This is a genomic window from Blautia wexlerae, assembly GCF_013300825.1.
Lineage (GTDB): Bacteria > Bacillota > Clostridia > Lachnospirales > Lachnospiraceae > Blautia_A > Blautia_A wexlerae_B.
In genome coordinates this window covers 1-25,260 of sequence record NZ_JAAIMY010000006.1, presented here as the reverse complement: position 1 = coordinate 25,260, position 25,260 = coordinate 1, and the positions used below count along the sequence as shown (strand labels likewise).

General features: G+C 43.5%; 22 protein-coding genes. 18 read left to right on the top strand and 4 right to left on the bottom strand.

The genetic code is table 11. From position 1 onward, the window contains the following. The first annotated feature begins 66 nt into the window (after window positions 1–66). From G4417_RS04805 to queA, 14 genes are all read left to right on the top strand, one after another. Window positions 67–1,884, top strand: coding sequence for an ABC-F family ATP-binding cassette domain-containing protein (locus tag G4417_RS04805; protein ID WP_118509593.1), 1,818 nt, complete (start codon window positions 67–69; stop codon window positions 1,882–1,884). Window positions 1,885–2,059: 175 nt separating this feature from the next. Further along, window positions 2,060–3,097: a phosphate acyltransferase PlsX gene (gene plsX / locus G4417_RS04800; RefSeq protein ID WP_173682864.1), complete on the top strand. Its 1,038-nt coding sequence runs from the start codon at window positions 2,060–2,062 to the stop codon at window positions 3,095–3,097. Window positions 3,098–3,134: 37 nt separating this feature from the next. After that, entirely contained in the window at window positions 3,135–3,362 is a 228-nt protein-coding gene (acpP, locus tag G4417_RS04795) for an acyl carrier protein (RefSeq protein ID WP_020993747.1), read from the top strand. Window positions 3,363–3,419: 57 nt separating this feature from the next. Then, window positions 3,420–4,103, top strand: a complete 684-nt coding sequence (gene rnc / locus G4417_RS04790; RefSeq protein ID WP_173682865.1) for a ribonuclease III — start codon at window positions 3,420–3,422, stop codon at window positions 4,101–4,103. A gap of 11 nt (window positions 4,104–4,114) precedes the next feature. Further along, on the top strand, window positions 4,115–7,675 hold the full coding sequence (gene smc / locus G4417_RS04785) for a chromosome segregation protein SMC (protein WP_173682866.1): 3,561 nt from the start codon (window positions 4,115–4,117) through the stop codon (window positions 7,673–7,675). Window positions 7,676–7,690: 15 nt separating this feature from the next. Beyond that, on the top strand, window positions 7,691–8,641 hold the full coding sequence (ftsY, locus tag G4417_RS04780) for a signal recognition particle-docking protein FtsY (RefSeq protein ID WP_173682867.1): 951 nt from the start codon (window positions 7,691–7,693) through the stop codon (window positions 8,639–8,641). Between the two features lie 26 nt (window positions 8,642–8,667). After that, entirely contained in the window at window positions 8,668–9,879 is a 1,212-nt protein-coding gene (ilvA, locus tag G4417_RS04775) for a threonine ammonia-lyase (RefSeq protein ID WP_055053435.1), read from the top strand. Window positions 9,880–10,064: 185 nt separating this feature from the next. After that, entirely contained in the window at window positions 10,065–10,388 is a 324-nt protein-coding gene (gene ylxM, locus G4417_RS04770) for a YlxM family DNA-binding protein (protein ID WP_008704687.1), read from the top strand. 3 nt (window positions 10,389–10,391) lie between these two features. Beyond that, window positions 10,392–11,747 (top strand): signal recognition particle protein, encoded by a 1,356-nt coding sequence (gene ffh, locus G4417_RS04765; RefSeq protein WP_008704686.1) that lies wholly within the window; start codon window positions 10,392–10,394, stop codon window positions 11,745–11,747. 113 nt (window positions 11,748–11,860) lie between these two features. Continuing rightward, window positions 11,861–12,106 (top strand): 30S ribosomal protein S16, encoded by a 246-nt coding sequence (gene rpsP / locus G4417_RS04760; RefSeq protein WP_008704685.1) that lies wholly within the window; start codon window positions 11,861–11,863, stop codon window positions 12,104–12,106. A gap of 63 nt (window positions 12,107–12,169) precedes the next feature. Then, a complete protein-coding gene (locus G4417_RS04755; RefSeq protein WP_008704683.1) occupies window positions 12,170–12,400 on the top strand; it encodes a KH domain-containing protein in 231 nt (76 codons plus the stop codon). A gap of 144 nt (window positions 12,401–12,544) precedes the next feature. Continuing rightward, on the top strand, window positions 12,545–13,048 hold the full coding sequence (gene rimM / locus G4417_RS04750; protein WP_008704681.1) for a ribosome maturation factor RimM: 504 nt from the start codon (window positions 12,545–12,547) through the stop codon (window positions 13,046–13,048). After that, on the top strand, window positions 13,049–13,807 hold the full coding sequence (trmD, locus tag G4417_RS04745) for a tRNA (guanosine(37)-N1)-methyltransferase TrmD (RefSeq protein WP_008704678.1): 759 nt from the start codon (window positions 13,049–13,051) through the stop codon (window positions 13,805–13,807). Then, the gene (gene queA, locus G4417_RS04740; RefSeq protein WP_025576906.1) at window positions 13,804–14,829 is read left to right on the top strand and encodes a tRNA preQ1(34) S-adenosylmethionine ribosyltransferase-isomerase QueA; all 1,026 of its coding nucleotides are present in this window, start codon (window positions 13,804–13,806) and stop codon (window positions 14,827–14,829) included. Before trmD ends, queA begins: the two co-directional genes overlap by 4 nt. A 178-nt stretch (window positions 14,830–15,007) precedes the next feature. Here queA and G4417_RS04735 read toward each other — a convergent pair whose 3' ends face one another. Beyond that, window positions 15,008–16,402, bottom strand: coding sequence for a CapA family protein (locus G4417_RS04735; protein WP_173682868.1), 1,395 nt, complete (start codon window positions 16,400–16,402; stop codon window positions 15,008–15,010). 261 nt (window positions 16,403–16,663) lie between these two features. Here G4417_RS04735 and G4417_RS04730 point away from each other — a divergent pair, with 261 nt between their 5' ends. The 3 genes from G4417_RS04730 to G4417_RS04720 are packed head-to-tail and all read left to right on the top strand — an operon-like array spanning window position 16,664 to window position 18,474. Further along, on the top strand, window positions 16,664–17,500 hold the full coding sequence (locus tag G4417_RS04730; protein ID WP_173682869.1) for a deoxyribonuclease IV: 837 nt from the start codon (window positions 16,664–16,666) through the stop codon (window positions 17,498–17,500). A 2-nt stretch (window positions 17,501–17,502) separates the two neighbouring features. Beyond that, window positions 17,503–18,054, top strand: coding sequence for a flavodoxin family protein (locus tag G4417_RS04725; RefSeq protein ID WP_173682870.1), 552 nt, complete (start codon window positions 17,503–17,505; stop codon window positions 18,052–18,054). 60 nt (window positions 18,055–18,114) lie between these two features. Beyond that, window positions 18,115–18,474, top strand: a complete 360-nt coding sequence (locus G4417_RS04720) for a hypothetical protein (protein ID WP_173682871.1) — start codon at window positions 18,115–18,117, stop codon at window positions 18,472–18,474. Between the two features lie 63 nt (window positions 18,475–18,537). Here G4417_RS04720 and G4417_RS04715 read toward each other — a convergent pair whose 3' ends face one another. The 3 genes from G4417_RS04715 to G4417_RS04705 all read right to left on the bottom strand — a co-directional run bounded on the left by G4417_RS04715 (window position 18,538) and on the right by G4417_RS04705 (window position 22,455). Beyond that, window positions 18,538–19,527, bottom strand: a complete 990-nt coding sequence (locus tag G4417_RS04715; RefSeq protein WP_008704545.1) for a 2-hydroxyacid dehydrogenase — start codon at window positions 19,525–19,527, stop codon at window positions 18,538–18,540. Window positions 19,528–19,980: 453 nt separating this feature from the next. Next, window positions 19,981–21,255, bottom strand: a complete 1,275-nt coding sequence (aroA, locus tag G4417_RS04710) for a 3-phosphoshikimate 1-carboxyvinyltransferase (RefSeq protein ID WP_173682872.1) — start codon at window positions 21,253–21,255, stop codon at window positions 19,981–19,983. Window positions 21,256–21,363: 108 nt separating this feature from the next. Further along, the gene (locus tag G4417_RS04705; RefSeq protein WP_173682873.1) at window positions 21,364–22,455 is read right to left on the bottom strand and encodes a prephenate dehydrogenase; all 1,092 of its coding nucleotides are present in this window, start codon (window positions 22,453–22,455) and stop codon (window positions 21,364–21,366) included. Between the two features lie 487 nt (window positions 22,456–22,942). Here G4417_RS04705 and G4417_RS04700 point away from each other — a divergent pair, with 487 nt between their 5' ends. Continuing rightward, on the top strand, window positions 22,943–25,033 hold the full coding sequence (locus G4417_RS04700) for an elongation factor G (protein WP_173682874.1): 2,091 nt from the start codon (window positions 22,943–22,945) through the stop codon (window positions 25,031–25,033). The last annotated feature ends 227 nt before the right edge of the window (window positions 25,034–25,260 follow it).

Here is a 25,260-nt window from a genome sequence, read left to right as displayed (position 1 = left end):
GGGGGTTTTAGAATACCTGATGAGATGGTATAATGGGAGCGAAAATTACGAGAGAGGTTTAAGTTTATGAATATTCTGAATATAGAGCATGTTTCCAAGGTGTTTGGTGAAAAGGTGGTTCTGGATGATGTTTCCTATGGGGTGCATCAGGGGGATAAGATTGGGATTATCGGGATTAACGGAACCGGGAAGTCTACAATTCTGAAGATCATCGGTGGTCTGGAGGATCCGGATGAAGGGCAGGTAATCACACAGAATGGTCTCAGGATTACGTATCTGCCGCAGATGCCGGAGTTTCCGCAAGGGGCTTCTATCCTGGATTATGTGGCTGAGGGGAAGTGGCAGAAGGACTGGAGCACAGAGAGTGAGGCCAGGAATGTACTGAATAAGCTTGGAATTATGGATCACGAGGAGAAGATTGATCATTTGTCCGGAGGGCAGAAGAAGAGGGTGGCACTGGCCAGGACATTGGTGAATCCCTGTGATGTGCTGCTTCTGGACGAGCCTACCAACCATCTGGACAATGAGATGGTGACCTGGCTGGAGGATTTTCTGAGAAGTTTTAAAGGTGTTGTGATCATGGTTACCCATGACAGATATTTCCTTGACAGGGTTACCAATAAGATTCTGGAGATTTCCCATGGCAGTCTTTATGCTTATGAGGCCAATTACTCGAAGTTTCTGGAGCTGAAGGCAGAGCGTGAGGAGATGGAGCTTGCCAGTGAGAGGAAGCGGCAAAGTGTGCTTCGTATGGAACTGGAATGGGCAAAGCGTGGATGCAGGGCAAGAAGTACCAAGCAACGGGCACGTCTGGAACGTCTGGAGGCGCTGAAGAATGGAAAGGCTCCGGTACGGGATGTGAATGTGGAACTGGATTCTGTTGAGACACGTATGGGAAAGAAGACAATTGAACTTCATCATATCAGCAAGAACTTTGGAGATAAGGTAATCCTGGATGACTTTAATTATATTGTGCTGAGAAATCAGAGACTTGGGATCATTGGCCCGAATGGATGCGGAAAGTCAACTCTGATCAGGATCATCGATGGAATGGTGCAGCCGGATGCCGGTGAGGTAGAAATCGGTGAGACGATCCGCATTGGATATTTTGCACAGGAAGTGCCGGATATGGATACGAATCAGCGTGTGATCGACTATATCCGTGATGTGGCGGAGTATATTCCTACCAGGGATGGAAAGATTTCTGCCAGCATGATGTTGGAACGTTTTTTGTTTGACTCTGCTATGCAGTATGCACCCATTGCCAAGTTATCTGGTGGAGAAAAGAGGCGTCTGTATCTGTTGAAGGTTCTGATGGAGGCACCGAATGTGCTGCTTTTGGATGAGCCAAGTAATGATCTGGATATTCCTACACTGACCATTCTGGAGGATTATCTGGATTCTTTTGCGGGAATTGTGATTGCAGTGTCACATGACAGGTATTTTTTGGATAATATTGTGGATCGGATTTTTGCTTTTGAGGGGAATGGACATCTGACTCAGTATGAGGGCGGATATACGGATTATACAGAGGCGCTGGCGAGAAAAGGCGGGGCAGTATCGGAAGGACAGACTACTGTTACCGGTGGAGAAAAGAAGAAGTCGGCCCAGGCAGACTGGAAACAGAACCGTCCCCAGAAGCTAAAATTTACTTATAAAGAGCAGAGAGAGTTTGAGACCATTGATGACGATATTGCTGCTCTGGAGGAATTGCTGGAGAAGCTGGATAAGGATATGGAGACCAATGCCACTAATTCCATGAAGCTTCGTGAGATTATGGAGCAGAAGGAAAAAGCACAGGCAGAGCTGGATGAGAAGATGGACAGGTGGGTTTATCTGAATGATCTGGCAGAGAGAATTGAGGCACAAAAAAGTGAAAAGTGATTTTTTTCAGATGCTATTGACTTTGCAGATGGTTCTTTAGTATGATACAGATTATGGAAGATTGCAGGAGCTGCTTTGCAGCAGGGCAATTTGCGGATGCCGGGTCAGTGACAGAAAATATCTTTTGATTCTGACATCTGTGAGTGAACAGTAAGTGAACAGGAGATATGAAGATATGGCAGAACAGGTCAGAGTTGTAGTGGACGCAATGGGCGGGGATAATGCCCCGGCAGAACCTGTCAAGGCTGCAGTGGAAGCTGTAACAGAGAGACAGGACATAAAAGTAATTCTTACAGGAAAACAGGAAGTGATAGATAAGGAACTGGCGAAATACTCCGGATATCCGAAGAACCAGATCCAGGTTGTCAATGCATCCCAGGTAATCGAGACAGCAGAGCCTCCGGTTTTTGCAATCCGTAAGAAAAAAGATTCATCAATCGTAGTAGGTTTGAATATGGTTAAGAAACAGGAAGCAGATGCCTTTATTTCATCAGGAAGTACAGGTGCGGTTCTTGTTGGCGGACAGGTGCTGGTAGGCAGAAGTAAAGGCGTGGAGAGACCGCCTCTTGCACCGTTGATCCCTACCACAAAGGGAGTTTCCCTTCTGATAGACTGCGGTGCCAATGTGGATGCACGTCCATCACATCTGGTACAGTTTGCGAAGATGGGTTCTATTTATATGGAGAATGTAGTCGGCATTAAGAATCCAAGAGTTGCCATCGTAAATAACGGGGCAGAGGAGGAGAAGGGAAACGCACTTGTAAAAGAAACCTTCCCCCTTCTGAAAGAATGCAAAAGTATTAATTTCATCGGAAGTATCGAAGCCAGAGATATCCCGGCGGGATATGCGGATGTGGTCGTATGCGAAGCATTTGTGGGAAACGTGATTCTTAAATTATATGAAGGAGTTGGTTCTGCTCTGGTACAGAAGATCAAAGAAGGAATGATGACCAGTACAAGAAGTAAGATCGGTGCGCTTTTAGTAAAGCCTGCACTGAAGGAAACTCTGAAATCCTTTGATGCAACGGAATATGGCGGAGCACCTCTTCTGGGCCTTAAGGGACTTGTAGTCAAGACTCATGGAAGTGCAAAAGCCATTGAGATCAAACATGGTATTTTCCAGTGTGTACAGTTCAAACAGGAGAAGATTAACGAGAAGATCGCAGAGCGTATTCTGGAGGATCAGGAAACACTGAAGTCTGAAGCAGAATAGAGCAGGACAGGAACAGAAACAGGAAGGAGGGTTGAAGATGGAACTGGAGAAAATAAAAGCTATCATAGCAGAGGTTCTGAATATTGATGCAGATTCGATCACAGAAGACACTACATTTGTAGATGATCTTGGTGCAGACTCTCTTGATATTTTTCAGATTATTATGGGGATTGAAGAGGAGTATGACATTGAGCTGGATAATGAATCTGTCGAACAGATTCAGACAGTCGGTGATGCTGTTGAAGCAATTCGGACAATTAAATAAAGAAATGATGCCGGGCTGTCAGAAGACAGTCCGGCGTATATGGAGAGGGTTAGAGGAATGAACAAAAAAACAGAAGAATTAGAAGAGATCATAGGATACCATTTTAAAAATAAACATTATCTTATACAGGCGCTTACACACAGTTCTTATGCAAATGAGAAGAAGCTGGGAAAACTGGGAAGCAATGAGAGACTGGAATTTCTGGGAGATGCCGTGCTGGAACTGATCAGCAGTGATTATCTGTATGCCAGATTTACTCAGGTACCTGAAGGAGAACTGACAAAGAAGAGAGCCAGTCTGGTATGTGAGCCAAGTCTTGCTTACTGTGCAAGAGAATTCGGACTGCCGCAGTTTCTGCTGCTTGGAAAGGGCGAAGATATGACAGGCGGAAGAAACAGGGATTCTATCGTATCTGATGCAACAGAGGCTTTACTGGGAGCTATCTATCTGGATGGTGGTTTTGCTAATGCAAAGGAGTTTGTGCTGAAGTTTATCCTGAATGATATTGAACACAAACAGCTCTTTTATGATAGCAAGACCATCCTGCAGGAAATCGTGCAGGAAAACGGAACACAGCCGGTGGAATATATTCTGACAAAAGAAGAAGGCCCGGATCATAACAAGAACTTTACTGTGGAAGCAAGAGTAAACGGCAAAGTGATGGGACAGGGAAGCGGCCATACAAAGAAAGCAGCAGAACAGGCCGCAGCATACCAGGCGATCCGTGTGCTCGGAAAATAAGCAGGAGAATTATGTATTTAAAGAATATAGAGGTACAGGGATTTAAGTCTTTCGCCCAGAAGATCAATTTTGAATTTCATAATGGGATCACAGGTATCGTAGGTCCTAACGGAAGCGGAAAGAGTAACGTTGGTGATGCAGTGAGATGGGTGCTGGGTGAGCAGAGTGCCAGGTCTCTGAGAGGGGGGAATATGCAGGATGTTATTTTCTCCGGTACAGAGACAAGAAAACCTTTAAGCTATGCATCGGTGGCGATCACGCTGGATAACTCAGACCATAAGCTTCCGGTCGATTTTAACGAAGTTACGGTTACCAGAAGGCTTTACCGTTCAGGAGAGAGCGAGTATAAGATCAACGGAAGTGCCTGCAGACTGAAAGATATCAACGAGATGTTTTATGATACAGGTATCGGCAAAGAAGGATACTCAATTATTGGGCAGGGACAGATTGACAGAATCTTAAGCGGAAAGCCGGAGGAGAGAAGAGAGCTTTTTGATGAGGCGGCAGGTATTGTTAAGTTTAAAAGAAGAAAGAACACCACGATCAAAAAGCTGGAGGAGGAACGTCAGAACCTGGTCAGGGTGACAGATATCCTCTCAGAGCTTACCAGACAGCTGGGTCCTCTGGAGAAACAGTCAGAGACAGCGAGGATTTATCTTTCCAAAAGAGAGACACTTAAGGAACTGGATGTGAATATGTTCCTGATGGAGTATGCTGCTGCTGCCAAAGAACTGAAGGAACTGGAAGAGAAGGATAAAATTGCGCAGAATCAACTGAAAGATACCAGGAGCTCCTATGACCAGACCAAAGTTGAATATGAACGTCTGGAGCAGGAACTGGAAGATTTAAATTCCAAAATGGATGCACTTCGCATTTCCGGTCAGGAACAGGCAATCCGTAAACAGCAGCTGGAAGGCCAGATCAATGTGTTAAATGAGCAGATACTGGCAGGTGCCCAGAATGAAGAACATTATAAGAGACGTCTTCAGACTATTGAGGCAGAACTTTCAGTAAGAACAGCTTCAAAGAAGAAACTGGAAGAAGAGAAATCGGATATTTATGCACAGTTAAAGGCGGTTCGCAGGAAGCTTTCTGAGGAAGAAGAGAAAATAAAGACAGCGCAGGAGAATATGGAAGCCTGCAATCTGGAAGTGGAGAATGGCAAAAATGAGATCATTGAGATTTTAAACAGCCGTGCAAATGTCAAGGGTAAAGCTCAGAGATTTGATACAATGATGGAGCAGGCGGAGATCCGCAAGGCTGAGATCAGCCAGCGTATCCTCAGATTAAAGAGTGAAGAGGAAGAGCAGCAGACCATCCTTTCAAAAGCAAAAAAACAATATGATGAGATCACAGAGCAGATAGAAAATGCCAACAGGGAATGTGAAAATCTGAACCTGAGTGTGATGAAGCTTCAGGAAAAACTGAAGGAACAGAACGCAAGGCTGGAAGCGGAACAGACTGCTTATCACAGAGAAGCCTCACGTCTGGATTCTCTCAGAAATATTGCGGAGCGTTATGATGGATACGGAAACAGTATCCGGAGAGTTATGGAGCAAAAGGAACGTGTTCCGGGAATCCAGGGCGTTGTTGCAGATCTGATCCAGGTAAACAAAGATTATGAGATCGCTATTGAGACAGCACTTGGCGGAAGTATCCAGAATATCGTTACAGATAATGAACAGACTGCCAAGATGATGATTGAATTTCTGAAAAAGAACCGTTATGGACGTGCAACCTTTCTCCCTATGAGCAGTATCAGTCCACGCGGTGAGTTTACATCGAAGGAAGCACTGAAAGAACCGGGAGTTGTGGGAATTGCCAGTGAACTGGTGTCTGTGCCCCCTCAGTATCAGCAGATTACGAAATTTCTTCTTGGAAGAGTGCTGGTAGTTGATAACATTGATCATGCTATCGCAATAGGAAAGAAATACAGACACAGTCTGAGAATGGTTACAACAGAGGGTGAATCTTTAAGCCCGGGTGGTTCTATGACCGGTGGTGCTTTCAGAAATAACAGTAATCTGCTGGGAAGACGGCGTGAGATAGAGGAACTGGAAACAAAAACAGATCAGTTGAAGCAAAATCTGGTCGAAATGCAGAAATCCATTGAAGAGAACAGAAATCAGAGAAATACGCTTCGCGATACCATTGCAGGATTTCAGGAAGAGCTCCGACAGAAATATATTGAACAGAATACTGCCAGAATGAATATTAAGCAGCAGGAAAAGAAAGCAGAAGAAATCCGCAGCGGATATGCGCAGATCAACAGGGACCAGGCAGAAATCAAACGCCAGGTTATGGAGATTAGGCAGGATCATGAACGGATCGTTCAGGAACTGAAGAGTTCAGATCAGGATGAGAAAGAACTGGAGAGCTTTATTGAGACAAAGCAGTCGGAACTGGATGAATGGAAAGAGGAAGAAGGAAAAATTTCCAGAGAACTGGAAGAAATCCGTCTTCAGTTAGCTGCCCTTGATCAGAAAGAGAAGTTTGACCAGGAAAATCTGAGCCGTCTGAAATCGGAAATCACTGCTTTTGCAACAGAGAAAGAAGATATTTATCAGTCTCTTTCTCACAGCAGTGAAGAGATGGAAAAGAAGCAGGAGATGATCGTTCAGTTGAAAAGGGAGTCAGAAGACTCTGTTCTCCAGGAAAAACAGGCACAGATACAGTTGGAGAATCTGCAGAAAGAGAAGGAGAGCAGAACTTCCCGTCATAAAGAATTCTTTGAGAAAAGAGATTATCTGTCCGGTCAGATCAGTCTTCTGGATAAAGAATGCTACCGTCTTCAGGGTCAGATGGAGAAGCTGGAGGAAAGCAGAGAAGAGCGGATCGCCTATATGTGGTCAGAATATGAGATCACGCCGAATAATGCACTTTCTTACCGAAAAGAGGAACTTAATGACCTTTCGCAGATGAAGAAACAGGCAGCCCGGATTAAAGATGACATCAGAAAGCTGGGACCTGTAAATGTAAATGCTATTGAGGATTATAAGGAACTTCTGGAAAGACACACCTTTCTGTCCGGTCAGTATGAGGATCTGGTCACAGCGGAGAAAACTCTGGAACAAATCATTCAGGAACTGGACGAGGGAATGCGGAAACAGTTTGCTGAGAAGTTCGGGGAGATTCAAAGGGAATTTGACAAGGCATTTAAGGAACTGTTCGGAGGCGGAAAAGGAACTCTGGAACTGGATGAAGAGGCAGATATCCTGGAGGCAGGAATTAAGATTATTTCCCAGCCGCCGGGGAAGAAACTGCAGAACATGATGCAGCTTTCCGGCGGGGAAAAAGCTCTGACAGCTATTGCACTTCTTTTCGCAATCCAGAACCTGAAGCCGTCACCGTTCTGTCTGCTGGATGAGATCGAAGCAGCGCTGGACGATTCAAATGTTGGACGATTCGCCGGGTATTTACAGAAGTTGACGAAAAACACACAATTTATTATAATAACTCATAGGCGTGGGACTATGAATGCCGCAGACCGGCTTTATGGTATTACCATGCAGGAAAAAGGGGTATCAACACTGGTTTCCGTCGACCTGGTGGAGAATCAGCTTACCCAGTAACAGGAGGAGTTTCACATGGCAGAAGAAAAGAAAGGTTTTTTTAAACGATTAGTCAGTGGACTGGCAAAGACCAGAGACAATATCGTAGCCGGATTTGACAGTATTTTCAGTGGTTTTTCCAGTATTGATGAAGATTTTTATGAAGAGCTGGAAGAGATTCTGATCATGGGTGATATCGGGATCAATGCGACCACTTCTATTATTGAGAATTTAAAGAAAGAGGTTTCCGAACGTCATATTAAGGAACCGATGGAATGTAAACAGCTTCTGATCAATGAGATTAAGGATCAGATGCGTGTGGACAGCACAGAGTATGAATTTGAGAACCGCAAATCTGTAGTTCTTGTGATTGGTGTCAATGGCGTTGGAAAGACTACTTCCGTAGGAAAGCTTGCAGGAAAATTAAAAGACCAGGGCAAGAAGGTTATCCTTGCAGCAGCAGATACTTTCCGCGCAGCAGCAGGAGAGCAGCTTACCGAATGGGCGAACCGGGCAGGTGTAGAGATCATCGGTGGACAGGCGGGAGCAGATCCTGCATCTGTTATCTATGATGCGGTGGCAGCAGCCAAAGCAAGAAATGCAGACGTACTTCTCTGCGATACAGCAGGACGTCTTCATAATAAAAAGAACCTTATGGAAGAGCTTCGCAAGATTTACAGGATTCTGGAGAGGGAGTATCCGGATGCATATCTGGAGACACTGGTAGTGCTGGATGGTACTACCGGACAGAATGCTCTTGCACAGGCGAGACAGTTTGCGGAGGTCGCAAATGTCAACGGTATTATTCTCACCAAGTTAGACGGAACTGCCAAAGGTGGTATCGCAGTTGCAATTCAGTCTGAACTGGATATACCGGTGAAGTACATTGGCGTAGGAGAGAGTATTGACGATCTTCAGAAATTCGATGCAGATGCTTTTGTAAATGCGTTGTTTGATGTAGACCATAAAGAAAACCCGGACGCTTAAGATTAGGACAAAATGGAGGGAAAACAATGCTTACTTTAGAGAGTTTTGAACAGGCATCAGAGATCGTAAAACAGGTCACACAGGAAACAAAGCTGATCAAGAGCAGCTATTTCAGTGAACTTACAGGAAATAAGGTTTATCTGAAACCGGAGAATATGCAGCGTACAGGTGCATACAAGGTTCGTGGTGCTTATTATAAGATCAGCACTCTTTCCGATGAAGAGAGAAATAAAGGTCTGATCACAGCATCTGCCGGAAACCATGCACAGGGTGTTGCCTATGCTGCGCATAAATATGGCGTGAAGGCAGTGATCGTTATGCCTACCACAACTCCGCTGATCAAGGTTGAGAGAACAAAGAGCTACGGTGCAGAGGTTATCCTGCACGGAGATGTATATGATGAGGCATGTGCACATGCACTGGAACTGGCAGAGAAAGAGGGATATACTTTTATCCATCCTTTCGATGATCCGGCGGTTGCTACAGGACAGGGTACCATTGCAATGGAAATCGTCCAGGAACTTCCACTTGTTGATTATATTCTGGTTCCAATCGGTGGAGGCGGACTTGCAACAGGTGTTTCCACACTTGCGAAACTTTTAAATCCACATATCAAAGTCATTGGTGTGGAACCGGCAGGGGCTGCCTGCATGAAAGCTTCTCTGAAGAAGGGTGAGGTTGTGACTCTTCCGCACGTAAATACGATTGCTGATGGTACTGCTGTACAGACACCCGGAAAGAAAATCTTCCCGTATATCCAGAAGAATCTGGACGATATCATCACTATCGAGGATGATGAACTGATCGTTGCTTTCCTTGACATGGTTGAGAACCACAAGATGATCGTAGAGAATTCCGGCCTTCTGACAGTGGCAGCGCTTCGTCATCTGGATGTGAAGGGAAAGAAGATTGTTTCTATCTTAAGCGGTGGAAACATGGATGTTATTACCATGTCTTCTGTTGTTCAGCATGGTCTGATCCAGAGAGACAGAATCTTTACCGTATCTGTTCTGATTCCGGATAAGCCGGGTGAACTGGTGCGTGTGGCCAGTGTGATCGCTAAGGCACAGGGTAATGTTATTAAGCTGGATCATAACCAGTTTGTAAGTACGAACAGAAATGCGGCAGTGGAACTTAAGATCACACTGGAGGCTTTTGGTACAGATCATAAGAACGAGATTGTTAAAGCTCTTGAAGATGCAGGATGCAGACCAAAGGTGATCCGCCCAAGTCTGTGATTGTCTCAGAGTAGCATCTGCCATGTAAATAAATGAAATGGGAGCTCTGGTGTTCAGTATATGGATGCCGGGGCTTTTTTGATGAGATTTTTAAGAAGTGTATCGGAAAAAATAAATTTGTGCTGTCAAGAGAAAATGCTTGACAGCACATTGGAAATAGGTTAATATAGTCAAGGTGATTACAGATGGAGAAGTTTGTAGAGCAAGGTTATTTATATGATTTTTATGGAGAACTTCTGACAGAGAGACAGCAGCAGGTTTATGAGAGCGTGGTGCTGGAGGATTACTCGCTGAGTGAAGTCGCAGAGGATCTGGGCATCAGCAGACAGGGTGTGCATGATATGATCAAGAGATGCAACAAGACCCTTGAAGAGTATGAACAGAAGCTTCATCTTGTAGAGAAATTCCTGAATATACGGGCACAGGTAAAGCAGATCCGTGTACTTGCCCGGGAATATCATTCCGATGAAATTGTAAATATTTCCAATGAGATTTTAGAGGAGTTATAACATATGGCATTTGAAAGCTTGACAGATAAACTGCAGAATGTATTTAAGAAGTTGCGAAGCAAGGGCCGCCTGACAGAGGAGGACGTTAAGCTTGCCCTTAAGGAAGTAAAGATGGCTCTGTTAGAGGCAGACGTAAACTTTAAGGTTGTGAAGCAGTTTACCAAATCTGTACAGGAGCAGGCAATCGGACAGGACGTTATGAGTGGTCTGAATCCGGGTCAGATGGTGATCAAGATTGTTAATGATGAACTTGTGAAATTAATGGGAAGTGAGACAACAGATCTGCCTCTTCGCCCGGGAAATGAGATTACAGTGTTCATGATGGCAGGTCTGCAGGGTGCAGGTAAGACCACCACAGTTGCGAAGCTTGCAGGCAAGCTGAAATCCAAAGGTAAGAAACCTCTTTTAGTAGCCTGCGATGTCTACCGTCCGGCGGCTATCACACAGCTGCAGGTCAACGGCGAGAAACAGGGCGTGGAAGTATTTTCCATGGGAGATAAGCAGAAGCCTGTGGATATTGCGAAAGCAGCCATAGAGCATGCGAAGGCAAATCAGCAGAATGTCGTACTTATCGATACAGCCGGTCGTCTTCATGTTGATGAAGATATGATGCAGGAACTTGCAGATATCAAGGCGAACATTCAGGTAGATGCAACCATCCTCATCGTAGATGCGATGACCGGACAGGATGCGGTAAATGTGGCAAGCACATTTGCTGATAAAGTAGGAATCGACGGTGTCATTCTTACCAAGATGGATGGTGATACCCGAGGCGGTGCAGCCCTTTCTATCAAGGCAGTAACCGGTAAGCCTATTCTGTATGTAGGTATGGGCGAGAAACTTTCTGATCTGGAGCAGTTCTATCCGGAACGTATGGCTTCCAGAATCCTTGGTATGGGTGATGTCATGAGTCTGATCGAGAAAGCAGAAGCTTCCATCGATAAAGAACAGGCGCAGGACATGCAGAAGAAGTTAAAGAAAATGGACTTTGATTTCAACGATTACCTTACCAGTATGGAACAGATGAACAAGATGGGCGGTATCGGCAGTATCCTGAATATGCTTCCAGGTATGGGCGGTAAGATGAAGGATATTGAGGGAATGATCGATGAGAAAGCCATGGACAGAACCAAGTCAATTATCCTTTCCATGACACCTCAGGAGAGAAGCAATCCGTCAATCCTGAACATTTCCAGAAAGAACCGTATTGCCAGAGGTGCAGGAGTAGATGTCTCTGAAGTAAACCGTCTGGTGAAACAGTTTGAGCAGAGCAAGAAGATGATGAAACAGATGCCTGGTCTTATGGGCGGAAAAGCCGGTAAGCGCGGCGGTGGATTTAAACTTCCGTTCGGACTGTAATTGAGAAGTTAGCGAAGCGGATAACGCTTTGACATAAAAGTTACTGTTTCATAGCTGAACAGTAATATAACATAAGAAAACAATATATTTTATTTAATGGAGGAAAAGAAACAATGGCAGTTAAAATCAGATTAAGAAGAATGGGACAGAAGAAAGCACCTTTTTATAGAATCGTAGTTGCAGATTCTCGTTGCAAACGTGATGGAAGATGTATCGAAGAAATCGGAACATACGATCCAAACCTTGAGCCAAGCGCTGTAACAGTTGATGAAGAAGCAGCTAAAAAATGGCTTGCAGCAGGAGCTCAGCCTACAGACGTTGTAGCAAAAATCCTCAAAGATGCCGGAATCGAAAAATAATTCAGATTTACCATGTAAGGTATTTCTGCAGCGTCCACAGGGGACGGGTCAGGGAGGTATGTAATGAAAGAATTAGTGGAAGTAATTGCAAAATCTCTTGTTGAAAATCCGGATGAAGTAGTTGTTACTGAGACAGAAAAGGAAGACGCGATCATCGTTGAACTGAAAGTCGGACCTGCTGACATGGGCAAGGTTATCGGACGGCAGGGAAGAATTGCGAAAGCGATCCGAACTGTGGTAAAAGCAGCTTCTTCAAAAAGCAGCAAAAAAGTGATTGTAGATATTCTGCAATGAAAATAAGGGTCAGGAGCTGTGGAACATCCCATGGCTCCTGATTTGGGTTTAAGCGGATTTGGAATATGGATCAGCATTCGCTGTGAGCAGGCATAAAAGCAGAATGCAAATGACGTATGATATGAAAATTATAGGAGTCAGCAGATGGAAGATTTATTAAAAGTTGGTGTGATCACTACGACACACGGAATACGCGGGGAAGTAAAAGTATATCCTACCACAGATGCAGACAGATTTCTGGATCTGGAATATGTTCTGCTTGACACAGGCAGAGAGAAAAGAAAGCTTGAAATAGAGAATGTTAAGTATTTCAAGAACCTTGTAATCCTGAAATTCAGGGGAATTGATAATATTAATGATATAGAGATGTATAAAAAAAGAGAACTCTGGATCCCAAGAGAAGAAGCGCAGGAGCTGGAAGAAGATGAATATTACATTGCAGACCTGATCGGTATGGATGTAGTTCTCGAAGACGGAAGCAAATTTGGAACTCTGAAAGATGTAATGGAAACAGGCGCTAATGATGTCTATGTAGTAGAGGATGCCAAAGGCGAAGAAATTCTGCTCCCTGCTATCAGGGAATGTATCCTTGATGTGGATGTGGAGAAGAATGTAATGACCATTCATCTGATGAAAGGATTAATATAAATGAATTTTCATGTTTTAACCCTGTTTCCGGAGATGATTGAAAATGGCATGAATACTAGCATTACCGGACGTGCGATCACAAAAGGTCTCCTCACACTGGAGGCAGTGAACATTCGTGATTATGCATTCAATAAGCATCAGAAAGTGGATGATTATACCTATGGCGGCGGTGCCGGAATGCTGATGCAGGCAGAACCGGTTTACCTTGCTTATGAGGCGATTGCAAACCGTACGGCAAAAAAGCCAAGAGTTGTATATCTGACTCCTCAGGGGCAGGTATTTAACCAGGCTATGGCCAGAGAAATGGCGCAGGAAGAGGATCTGGTATTCCTTTGTGGACACTATGAGGGAATTGATGAGCGTGTTCTGGAGGAAATCGTCACAGATTACGTATCTATCGGAGATTACGTGCTTACAGGCGGCGAACTTCCTGCAATGGTCATGATGGATTCCATTTCCAGAATGGTTCCGGGTGTACTGAACAATCAGGAGTCCGGTGAGACAGAATCCTTTGCAGGAAACCTTCTGGAGTATCCGCAGTACAGCCGTCCGGAAGAGTGGCATGGCAAAAAGGTACCGGAGGTTCTTATGTCCGGTCATCACGCAAATATAGAAAAGTGGCGCAGAGAGCAGTCAATTTACCGCACGGCAAAAAGACGCCCGGATCTTCTTAAGAAAGCTGATCTGACAAACAAAGAATGGAACTATGTGCGCCAGTTAAGGAAACAGTGGAAGGAAGAAGAGGAGCAGATAAAATGAAAACATCAGATTTTTATTATGACCTTCCTCAGGAACTGATCGCTCAGGATCCTCTGGAGGACAGAAGTTCATCCAGACTGATGCATCTGTCTTTAAAAGATGGCAGCATTGAGCATCGCCATTTCACAGATGTTCTGGATTATATGGAAGAGGGAGACTGCCTGGTCATCAACGATACGAAGGTAATCCCTGCCCGGTTATACGGACATAAAGAAGAGACAGGAGCACTGATTGAAATCCTGCTTCTGAAGCGAAGAGAGAATGATATCTGGGAGTGTCTGGTAAAACCCGGAAAGAAGGCACGCCCGGGTGCTAAGATCACATTTGGAAATGGTATTTTAAAAGGTGAGATTATTGATGTGGTGGACGAGGGAAACCGTCTGATCCAGTTCCATTATGAAGGAATCTTTGAGGAAATCCTGGATCAGCTTGGCGAAATGCCTCTGCCGCCTTATATTACACATAAACTGAAAGATAAGAACCGTTATCAGACAGTTTATGCAAAGAACGAAGGCTCCGCAGCAGCACCGACAGCAGGATTGCACTTTACTAAAGAGCTTCTTGAAAAAGTAAAGGAAAAAGGCGTCAATATCGCTCATGTGACTCTTCATGTAGGTCTCGGAACTTTCCGTCCTGTCAAAGTAGATGACGTGGAAAGCCACCATATGCATTCCGAATTCTACATAGTAGAGGAGGATCAGGCAAAGCTGATCAATGACACAAAGAAGGCAGGTAAACGTGTAATAGCAGTGGGAACCACAAGCTGCAGAACACTGGAATCTGCAACAGGAGAAGATGGAATTCTGAAATCCGGAAGCGGTTGGACAGAGATTTTTATCTATCCGGGCTATCATTTCAAAATGATCGATGCCCTGATCACAAACTTCCACCTGCCGGAATCCACACTTGTGATGTTGGTGTCTGCGCTGGCAGGCAAGGAGAATATCATGCATGCCTATGAGACTGCAGTGCAGGAAAAGTACAGATTTTTCTCTTTTGGAGATGCTATGATTATCATATAATGTCACCCCAAATAATTATATCAATCAATTATTTGGTTATGAGCAAGTAGCGAAGAGGATGCTTTTATCTGCCTGATAAAAGCATAGTAAAAATATAAAAAAGAGCTGAGAAGTCCTTAACTGGATTTTTCAGCTCTTTTGAAGTATTGATGTGATTTTGGATGAATGAAGGCTCCATTTATTCGGCGTCCGAATTATCAGTATCATAGGATTCGTCGTATGTCTCTGCGTCTGTGTCATCTGAATCTGAACTGTTCATATCAACGATATCGCTATCTGAAGCAGCTGTATCTGCAGAACTGCTCTGGGAGTCGTTATTACTGTTATATTTTGCAGTAAAAGTACTGCCTTCTGCAGTAGAAATCCAGGAACTCCGCTCATTGATTTTTCCAAGGATTCTTGTTGCCTCATCACCTTCTGCCGGAGTTGGTTGATAATTATTATATCCATCATAGGCAGCAGAAGAAATGGAGCAGGGAATGATATTGGTCACGTTGTCTTTTTTTACCCCATTGGCATCAATAGTAAAGGTCTGCTGGTAGATCATGGTATCCATATCACTTGGAGAACTGTTGCCGCCGAAGCAGAAGTTTCCGAGGCTGTATACAATATTCTTGCCTTTATAAGTTTCAATGCCCTGAAGTACATGCGGATGATGTCCGCATACAAGATCAGCGCCTTCATCGATCGCGATGCGTCCAAGTGTTGTCTGGTTGCTGTCCGGAACGGTTTCCGTTTCATTACCCCAGTGGAAGATCACTACGATCAGCTGTGCCCCGTCTGCCTTTACTTTTGCAATATTGTCTTTTAACTGCTGCTCGCGCTCAAGATGGTCGTACAGTTCATAGATACCGACTAATCCCACTTTGATTCCCTTTACATCCATAACAGCAGTTTCATCATATCCGAAATGAACGATTCCTGCATCATCCAGTGCTGCCAGAGTATCATCGAAACTCTGATCACCGTAATCATGACTGTGATTGTTAGCGGTATTTACGGCTTCTACAGATCCGTTTGTCAGAATAGAGGCATAGGATGCGGGTGCTTTAAATGCAAATGTTTTATCCTCCCGTTCATCAGAATCGGTGAGTGTTCCCTCAAAATTCGCAATAGTCAGATCATCTGCGGAAAAAATATCTTTTACATTCTGCAGGAAATAATCTGCACCGTAATTTTCATAATAAGCATTTAAGCTGGTATTGTAATCAAAAGTTTCATCTGTGCCAAGCGTGCAGTCACCGACAACACTGAGTGTCAGAGAAACAGGAGAAGATACCGTAGCATTGGAAGAATCCGTGTTTTGAGAATCTGCGGACATTTTTTTGCTGCTGTCTTTAGAAGGGTTCATGGAAACAGTATTTTTGGCTGCTGCCTGTCTGGAACTCATATAGTTACTGCATCCGCGGATACCCGCCAGAATAAGTATGAAAACCAGAACAAAGGCACCAATACCTGCTGCAATCAGCAGTTTCTGTTTTTTTTCCTGATAGTATTTTGATTTTTTGTAGATGTCTTTTCTGCGGACAGAAGAAGATTTTGTCCGGGGACGTTTAGATGGTTGTGGGCTCATATGTATAGTTCTCGCTTTCATATATAATAGATGAGGATGCAATGTTTATTTTGAAAAAACTGATAAAGAGACAGAATCGTCAAGATATCTGAATAGATGATCAAAATCAACAAAAAATAAATCATGATCATCATATGATATATTCAAAGTATATAGAGAATTCACAGAATCGTCAAGAAATAAGTCTTTTCATAAAACTGTATTTTTGTTATAATACTATGACAAAAGGTTACATAAATATTACAGACAGAGGAATGATATATGTTATATATAGGAAATCACACGAGTTCATCTAAAGGGTATCTGGCGATGGGAAAGCAGACACTTGCAAATGGAGGCAATACATTTGCCTTTTTTACCAGAAATCCAAGAGGAGGGAAAGCAAAGGAGATTGATCCGCAGGATGTACAGAAATTTCTGCAGCTTTCGCAGGAGAATCATTTTGGAAAGCTGGTTGCGCACGCTCCTTACACAATGAATTGCGCGGCGGCAAAGGAGAATCTGAGAGATTTTGCCAGAGAAACAATGGCAGATGACCTGAAACGTCTGGAACTGACACCTGGAAATTATTATAATTTTCACCCGGGCAGCCATGTCGGACAGGGAGCAGAGACTGGTATTGATAAGATTGCGGAGATTCTGAATGAAGTACTCGCAGAGAGACAGAGCACTACAGTACTGTTGGAAACGATGTCAGGAAAGGGCAGTGAGGTAGGCCGAAACTTTGAAGAACTGCGCGAAATTATTGACAGAGTGGAGCAGAAAGACAAACTGGGTGTCTGTCTTGATACCTGCCATGTCTGGGACGGTGGATATGATATCGTCAATAATCTTGATGGAGTATTTGCGGAATTTGACCGTGTGATCGGACTGGACAGATTAAAAGCAATCCACCTGAATGACAGTATGAACGGACTTGGCAGCCATAAAGACCGTCATGCGAAAATCGGTGAAGGTGAAATTGGTCTGGAGGCACTGGTGCGCGTGATCAGACATCCTGTTACAAAAGGAATCCCGTTTATACTGGAAACACCGAATGATGATGATGGATGGGCGCGAGAGATCGCACTTCTCAGGAAAGAGTATGAGGACAAATAAAGATGAAAACACTGATATTTAACGGTTCGCCGAGAAAGAACGGTGAGACTGCATATATGATCCGGATTCTGCAGGAAGCGCTTGGCGGAGAGTTTAAAGTGGTTAATGCGTACAGGGCAGATATCCGCCCGTGTATAGATTGCAGATGGTGTTTTGACCATGCAGGGTGCGCAGTCAAAGATGAATGGCAGGAGGTTCTTTCGTATATTGAAGAATGTGACCACATTATTCTGGCATCTCCTGTATATTTTGAAGAAGTTACGGGAATGCTTCTTGCAGTGATGAGCAGACTGCAGACCTATTTTAGCGCCAGATATATCCGTAAAGAAGAACCTGTTCCAAAGAAGAAAACAGGAGCAGTTCTGCTGACAGCAGGAAGCATCGGACCCAGAGAAAAAGCGGAAAGTACGGCAGAGATGCTGCTTCGTCAGATGAGTTGTGGCAGTCTGGGTACTGTATATGTGAATCGTACAGACAAAGTACCGGTCAGAGACAGAGCAGATATCATACAGGAAATAAAAGATCTGGCAGGCAGATTGAGAACAGCAGAATAAATATTATCTGAAAATGAAACACCATTTGTGTTATGTGGAATAGACGAAAGGATGACAAAAATGAAAAAAATAAAATACTTTATGATTACAGGAATGCTTCTGGCATCCATCGGCCTTGCCGGATGTGGGAAGAAGTCAGAAGATGATATTACAAATAAGGAAATTTATCAGGATGATCTTGAACCGCTGACAGAAGAAGAGCTGAATGAAATGGATGCAGATACTTCTGATGAGGATATGAAACAGATTGATGAGCCTGAGGATGAAACCACTGACATTACAGATACTACAGATGCAACAGAAACTACAGATAAAGCAGAAACTTCGGATTCTTCTGCAAAAAAATCTGCGGATAAAACTGAAACATCAGATTCTGCAGATACAACGAAATCAGAAACTAAAACGAAAACTGAAAAATAATCACAAGGGGGCTGTCGCTGAAATTATTATTGCGACAGCCCCCTGATCATATTTCTGTAATTATCAGGAAAGAACCTCGTTCTTCAGTTCGTTCCCATCCATAAATGCTTTCGCATTTTCGAGAGTAGTCTCGGCAATGTTAGTCAGTGCTTCTTTTGTAAAGAATCCCTGATGAGAAGTCATCACTACATTCGGGAAGGAGAGCAGGCGCTGAGTAATGGAACTCTGCAGAATACGCTCGGACATATCTTCGAATACGAAATCAGTTTCCTCTTCATAAACATCCAGACCGACTGCAAAGAATTTATGATCACGGATTCCGGAGATCAGATCCTCTGTCTTGATCAGACCGCCGCGGGAAGTGTTTACAAGAATTACACCATCTTTCATCTTGGCGATGGTTTCTTCATTGATGATGTGTTTGGTTTCTTCTGTAAGCGGGCAGTGAAGACTGATGAGATCACTGGTCGCCAGAAGTTCATCCAGAGATACATATTCCAGATAATCCAGACTCTTATTCGGGAAAAGATCGTAAGCGATAACTCTCATACCAAAACCTTTGCAGATTTTTGCCATTGCCTGGCCGATTTTCCCGGTACCAATGATTCCGGCAGTTTTCTGATAGAAATTAAGTCCCATCAGACCGCTTAAGGAGAAGTTATTCTCACGGCATTTGATGTATGCTTTATGTGTGTGGCGGTTTGCTGTCAGCGCAAGTGCCATTGCATGCTCAGCCACAGCTTCTGGAGAATATCCCGGAACACGCAGAACCTTCATTCCGAATTTGTGAGCAGTTTCCAGATCTACATTGTTATATCCTGCGCAGCGCATAAGGATCAGTTTAACACCCTGAGCATTCAGCTCTTCGATAACAGGAGTGCTCAGATCAGCATTTACAAAAGCGCAGATTGCCTCATATCCTTTTGCAAGGGAAGCAGTTTCTTCGTGAATATTTGCTTCGGTAAATTTAATTGTAATTCCCGGATAGGAAGGAAGAAGCTTTTCGAAAAATTCTTCGTCGTAGTTTTTTGTGCCGTAAAATAAGATTTTCATAAATGTTAGCTCCTCTCTGGCTGTATACCTGTATGGTATACTCACCGTGAAAATTATAATATCAGTGTTTATAGCAATCCTCATAAATAATGCATCTTAATCCAGACCATCAGAGTGTGAAATCCTGCTATAGTAAAACAAATCAAATAATGTTAAAATAATAACAATCTTCTGACGATTCACATTATAACTGATTTGTCGGAAAAAGAAAAGACTATTTTGGATAAAATTTCTCAAGTATCTATAAAAATACAATCTGAGAGAGTATGAAGATACCGTAAATAGGAATTGCAAATCATGCTTTATTATGAAAAGTATGCACAGAAAGACAAAAGATATGCAGGATAAAAAAACACCTTGCGGGATATTACCGGTGAACAGTAAAAATTATGCTGCTGTCAACAAACATAAAAAATGATATGTTGACAGCAGCATAATTATAAATGACAGTTGCTATTTTCCGAGAGAATAAAGATCTTCATAGAATTCCGGATAGGAAATTTTAACGCAGTCCCCATCTTTAATGGTAAGTGTACCGTCACAAATTGTACCTGCAACAGCAAAGGACATGGCAATACGGTGATCAAGATAAGAATTGATCTCAGCACCATGAAGTGGTTTTCCCCCATGGATGATCATTCCGTCATCAGTTGGCTGAATATCAGCTCCCATGCGTTTCAGTCCTTCTGTTACCACTGCGATACGGTCGGATTCTTTTACCTTCAGCTCCTGTGCATCCCTGATAACAGTAGTCCCCTCTGCAAAAGCTGCCATCACAGCGATCATCGGGATTTCATCAATCAGTGTGGGGATGATCTCACCCTCAACAGTGGTTCCGTGAAGACTGCTTGTGCGGATCAGCAGGTCAGCGGTAGGCTCACCCTCTGTACTTGCATTCAGCAGAGTAATATCAGCCCCCATAGCCTTGCATACACGAAGCATTCCGTCTCTGGTGGGATTAATGCCTACATTCTTAAGAAGAATCTCACTTCCGGGAGTAAGAAGCCCTGCTGCGATAAAGTAAGCAGCAGAAGAAATATCTCCGGGAACTTTAATCTCGCGTCCGTTCAGTACAGGCTCCGGTTCAATAGAAGCAGTTGTTCCCCGGGAAGTCACATTTGCGCCGAAATAATTCAGCATGATCTCTGTATGATTTCTGGAAAGTACCGGCTCAGTAACGCTGGTGATCCCATCTGCATACATACCAGCCAGAAGCACGCAGGATTTTACCTGTGCGGAAGCAACCGGTGACTGATAATGAGCGGCATGTAAAGACTTTCCTGTAATACGCAAAGGTGCGCATCCATTGCCCCTCAGACTTACGATATCAGCGCCCATCGACAGAAGAGGAGTCATAATCCTTTTCATTGGACGGGACTGAATGGAAGCGTCGCCGTTTAATTCGCTGGTAAAAGACTGTCCTGCCAGAATTCCGGAGATCAGTCTTGTGGTAGTCCCGCTGTTTCCCACATCCAGAGTTTCAGACGGAGCACTGAGTCCGTGAAGTCCCTTTCCATGAACGAGGATTTCGGAAGCATTTCTTTCAATATCGATTCCCATTTTCCGGAAACAGGAGATAGTAGAGAGACAGTCAGCTCCTTCAAGAAAATGTGTGATCTTTGTAGTACCCTGTGCGAGAGAACCGAACATGACTGCACGATGGGAAATGGATTTATCTCCAGGTACAGTAAGTTCTCCTCTGAGGTTTGTCTGTTTTTTTATTTCCATATCTGATTCCTGCCTGTTTTTATAATATTTCTGTATTTCCCTGCAGCTATTTACAGCAATCTGCTTTTGACAAAATATTTTTGAAATGAATGTCAAAGGGTAATCTGTTTAGCGCTCGTAGACAATATAATTTCTTTTCTTAAGGAGTGCGGCACCCTTTTCCATAGAAATTCCGTCGTAGAATTCAATTTTGAGGACACCTTCCTCAAATTCACGGTTGTGAATGATGCCGATATTTTTTATGCTGATCTTCTCCATCGCAAGGATAGTGGCAATCGTAGCAATACCGCCGGCCTCATCCGCGATATCAAGATACAGGACATAAGCCTTTTTCAGCAGACCATTGTCTACCACATCAATAGAATCACGGTAATCTCTGGAACTTGCAAACATCTGATACAGACTCCTAGAGTCCTTGTTATCCACAAAACACTTAATCTGAACCAGCAGACGAATGTAGTCATCCAGAACATTGGAGATATTCTGATTATTTTCAACACAGATCTGCTCCCACATAATTGGAGAAGAAGAAGCAATACGTGTGATATCACGGAAACCTCCGGCTGCAATCGTTTTCATATATTCCTGCTCACTGTCCAGCATATTGACAAGATTTACCAGTGCAGAAGCGATAATATGAGGCAGATGGCTGACTCCGGCAGTGATGAAATCGTGTTCTTCACTTGTAAGGACCATCGGGATCGCACCCAGGGAAGAGATCATCTCTGTGAAATCTGTCAGGCGTTCCAGTGCAACTTCACCGCCCGGAGTAATAATATAGTAAGCATTCTCGATCAGACGGTCACTGGAAGCTTCGAATCCGGTCTTCTCAGAACCGGCCATTGGATGACCTCCGATAAAACGGGATTCCATTCCAAGACGTTCCACTTCTTTATGGATAATGCCCTTGACACTTCCAACATCTGTGAGAATCGTGTCAGGACCGATATTCTCTTTGAAATATTCAAGATATTTTACATTAAATTCTACAGGAGCACACAGGAAAATATAATCGCAGCTCCTGAAACGCTCATCATGTTCTTCGCATACAGCATCGATCATATTGCTGCTGACTGCTGCAGCAAGTGTTTCCCGATTCTGATCATAAGCAAGAAGTCGGTAGTCTTCATGGTATTTTCGGATGGCCTTGGCAATTGATCCGCCAATCAGTCCGAGACCGATAAAACCGATAGTTTTCATAGTGGTTTTTGCATCCTTTCAGGTAACATTATTCGTAACTGTGAAAATACGGAACAGTTACATGATTTCATAATTTACTATTTTAAAGGATATGATTTGAAAAGTCAATTCATACGGCACTTTTATACATAAATAATTTAAAGCGACAAAGCAAGCGCCGTATCATATGAAGATATCTTCCATGTCTTTCGCACTCTGGTTACGAGGACTGTTATAGTCAACTGAAAAAACGATGCACTACAAATATTCGTATAATCAAAATCAGTCAGTAGCTGTACACTTGAGATAAAATTCACAGTCAAAATCCGTAAAAATTACTGAAAATATATAAAATGCTCATCAATTTACAAGAAGTTCATAAAAAAAGATGTTAAAATTTCATAAAATACTTGAAAAATATAAAAAAATTTAGTAATATATAGCCATATCGTTGCTGCGGACGTTACAGGCGGCAATAACATAACAGACAAACAGGGAGGTACGCAACATGGATGTATTTAGAACTGACCGAATTAGAAATGTAGTCCTTTTAGGTCATGGGGGCGCTGGCAAAACTACACTGGCAGAAGCAATGGCTTACTTAGCAGGAATGACTAACCGTCTCGGAAGAGTAGAAGACGGAAATACTGTCAGCGATTATGACAAAGAAGAGATTAAGAGACATTTTTCCATTTCTACCACATTGATCCCGGTACCGTGGGATAAGGTAAAGATCAATGTGCTGGATACTCCCGGATATTTCGATTTCGTAGGCGAAGTAGAAGAAGCAGTAAGCGCAGCAGATGCAGCGATCATTGTAGTTTCCGGTAAAGCAGGCGTTCAGGTTGGAACACAGAAGGCATGGAACTTATGTGAGAAATATAAACTTCCGAGAATGATCTTCGTCACAGATATGGACGTAGATGATGTCAGCTACCGTAAAGTAGTAGAACAGCTCACTGAACTCTACGGCAAGAAGATCGCACCGCTTCACTTCCCGATTCGTGAAGATGGCAAATTTGTAGGATATGTAAATGTTGTAAAACAGGCAGGACGTAAGTACATAGATAAAGGTAAGAAAGAGGAATGCCCGATTCCTGAATACCTGGATGAATATCTGGAGAAATATCACGATATCCTTATGGAATCTGTTGCAGAGACCAGCGAGGAATTCATGGACCGTTATTTTGAAGGTGATACATTCTCAGTGACAGAGGTTTCCGCAGCACTTGCAATGAACGTACAGGAAGCATCTATCGTACCTGTATGCATGGGCTCACCGATCAATCTTCGCGGTGTATCCAACTTACTGGATGATATCTGCGGATATTTCCCAAGCCCGGACAAACGTTCCTGCAACGGAATCGCTCAGAAGACAAATGAGATCTTCGAAGCAAACTATGATTTCACAAAAGCGAAATCCGCATATGTATGGAAAACTATCGCAGACCCGTTCCTCGGCAAATATTCTCTTATCAAGGTATGCTCCGGTGTTATCAAATCCGATGATACTCTGGTAAACGTAGAGAAGGGCGAAGAAGAACGTCTGAACAAATTATATGTACTGGAAGGCTCCAAACCTATCGAGGTTCCTGAACTTCATGCAGGTGATATCGGTGCCATTGCCAAATTAAACAGTGTACAGACAGGTGACAGCCTTGCAACAAAGGCAAATCCGATCTTCTATCCGAAGGCAGTTATCTCCACACCTTATACCTGCAAGAGATTCAAAGCAGTGAAGAAAGGTGATGAGGATAAGATCTCTCAGGCACTTGCCAAGATGATGAGTGAAGATAAGACACTCCGTGTAGTGAACGACAGTGCAAACCGTCAGAGCCTGATCTACGGTATCGGTGATCAGCATCTGGACATTGTCGCCAATAAGTTAAAAGAACGCTATAAAGTAGATATAGAACTGAGCAAACCGAAGGTTCCGTTCCGCGAAACCCTTCGTAAGAATTCAGACGTTGAAGGCAAACATAAGAAACAGTCCGGCGGACATGGACAGTATGGTCATGTCAAGATGCGTTTCGAGCCGTCAGGCGATCTGGAAACACCTTATGTATTTGAGCAGGTTGTAGTCGGCGGTGCAGTTCCGAAGAACTACTTCCCGGCAGTTGAGAAAGGTCTGCAGGAATGCGTATTAAAGGGACCTCTGGCTGCATATCCGGTAGTTGGTGTGAAAGCTACTCTGTATGATGGATCCTATCATCCGGTAGATTCCTCAGAAATGGCATTTAAGATGGCTACCATCCTTGCATTCAAAAAAGGCTTCATGGATGCATCACCTGTACTCTTAGAGCCGATCGTATCCATGAAAGTAACAGTTCCGGATAAATACACAGGTGATGTTATGGGTGACCTGAACAAACGCCGCGGTCGTGTTCTTGGTATGACTCCTGACCATCAGGGAAATACGATTATCGAGGCAGATGTACCTCAGCTTGAGATCTACGGATATTCCACAGATCTGCGTTCCATGACAGGTGGAAGCGGAGAATTCTCCTACGAATTTGCACGCTACGAGCAGGCTCCGAATGATATCCAGGCAAAAGAAATCGAAGCAAGAGCAAGCAAAGTGGATAAAGCCGAAGAATAAAAAAGGGTAATTACTGACAGAGCAGTAATTTGTGTTAGCGCAGTAATTAAAATATAGTTAAGAAATAAAAATGGCAGGACATTTTGCAGAGATGCGGAATGTCCTGTTTTTTACGTTTTGTTGACAGAACTCGTGGTGTATTACTCGAAAATGCGAAATAAGTGCCATTTTTGTTACTGTTCACACACCACTATCCCGCGAGGTGTTTTGGCATGAATATGCCAAAA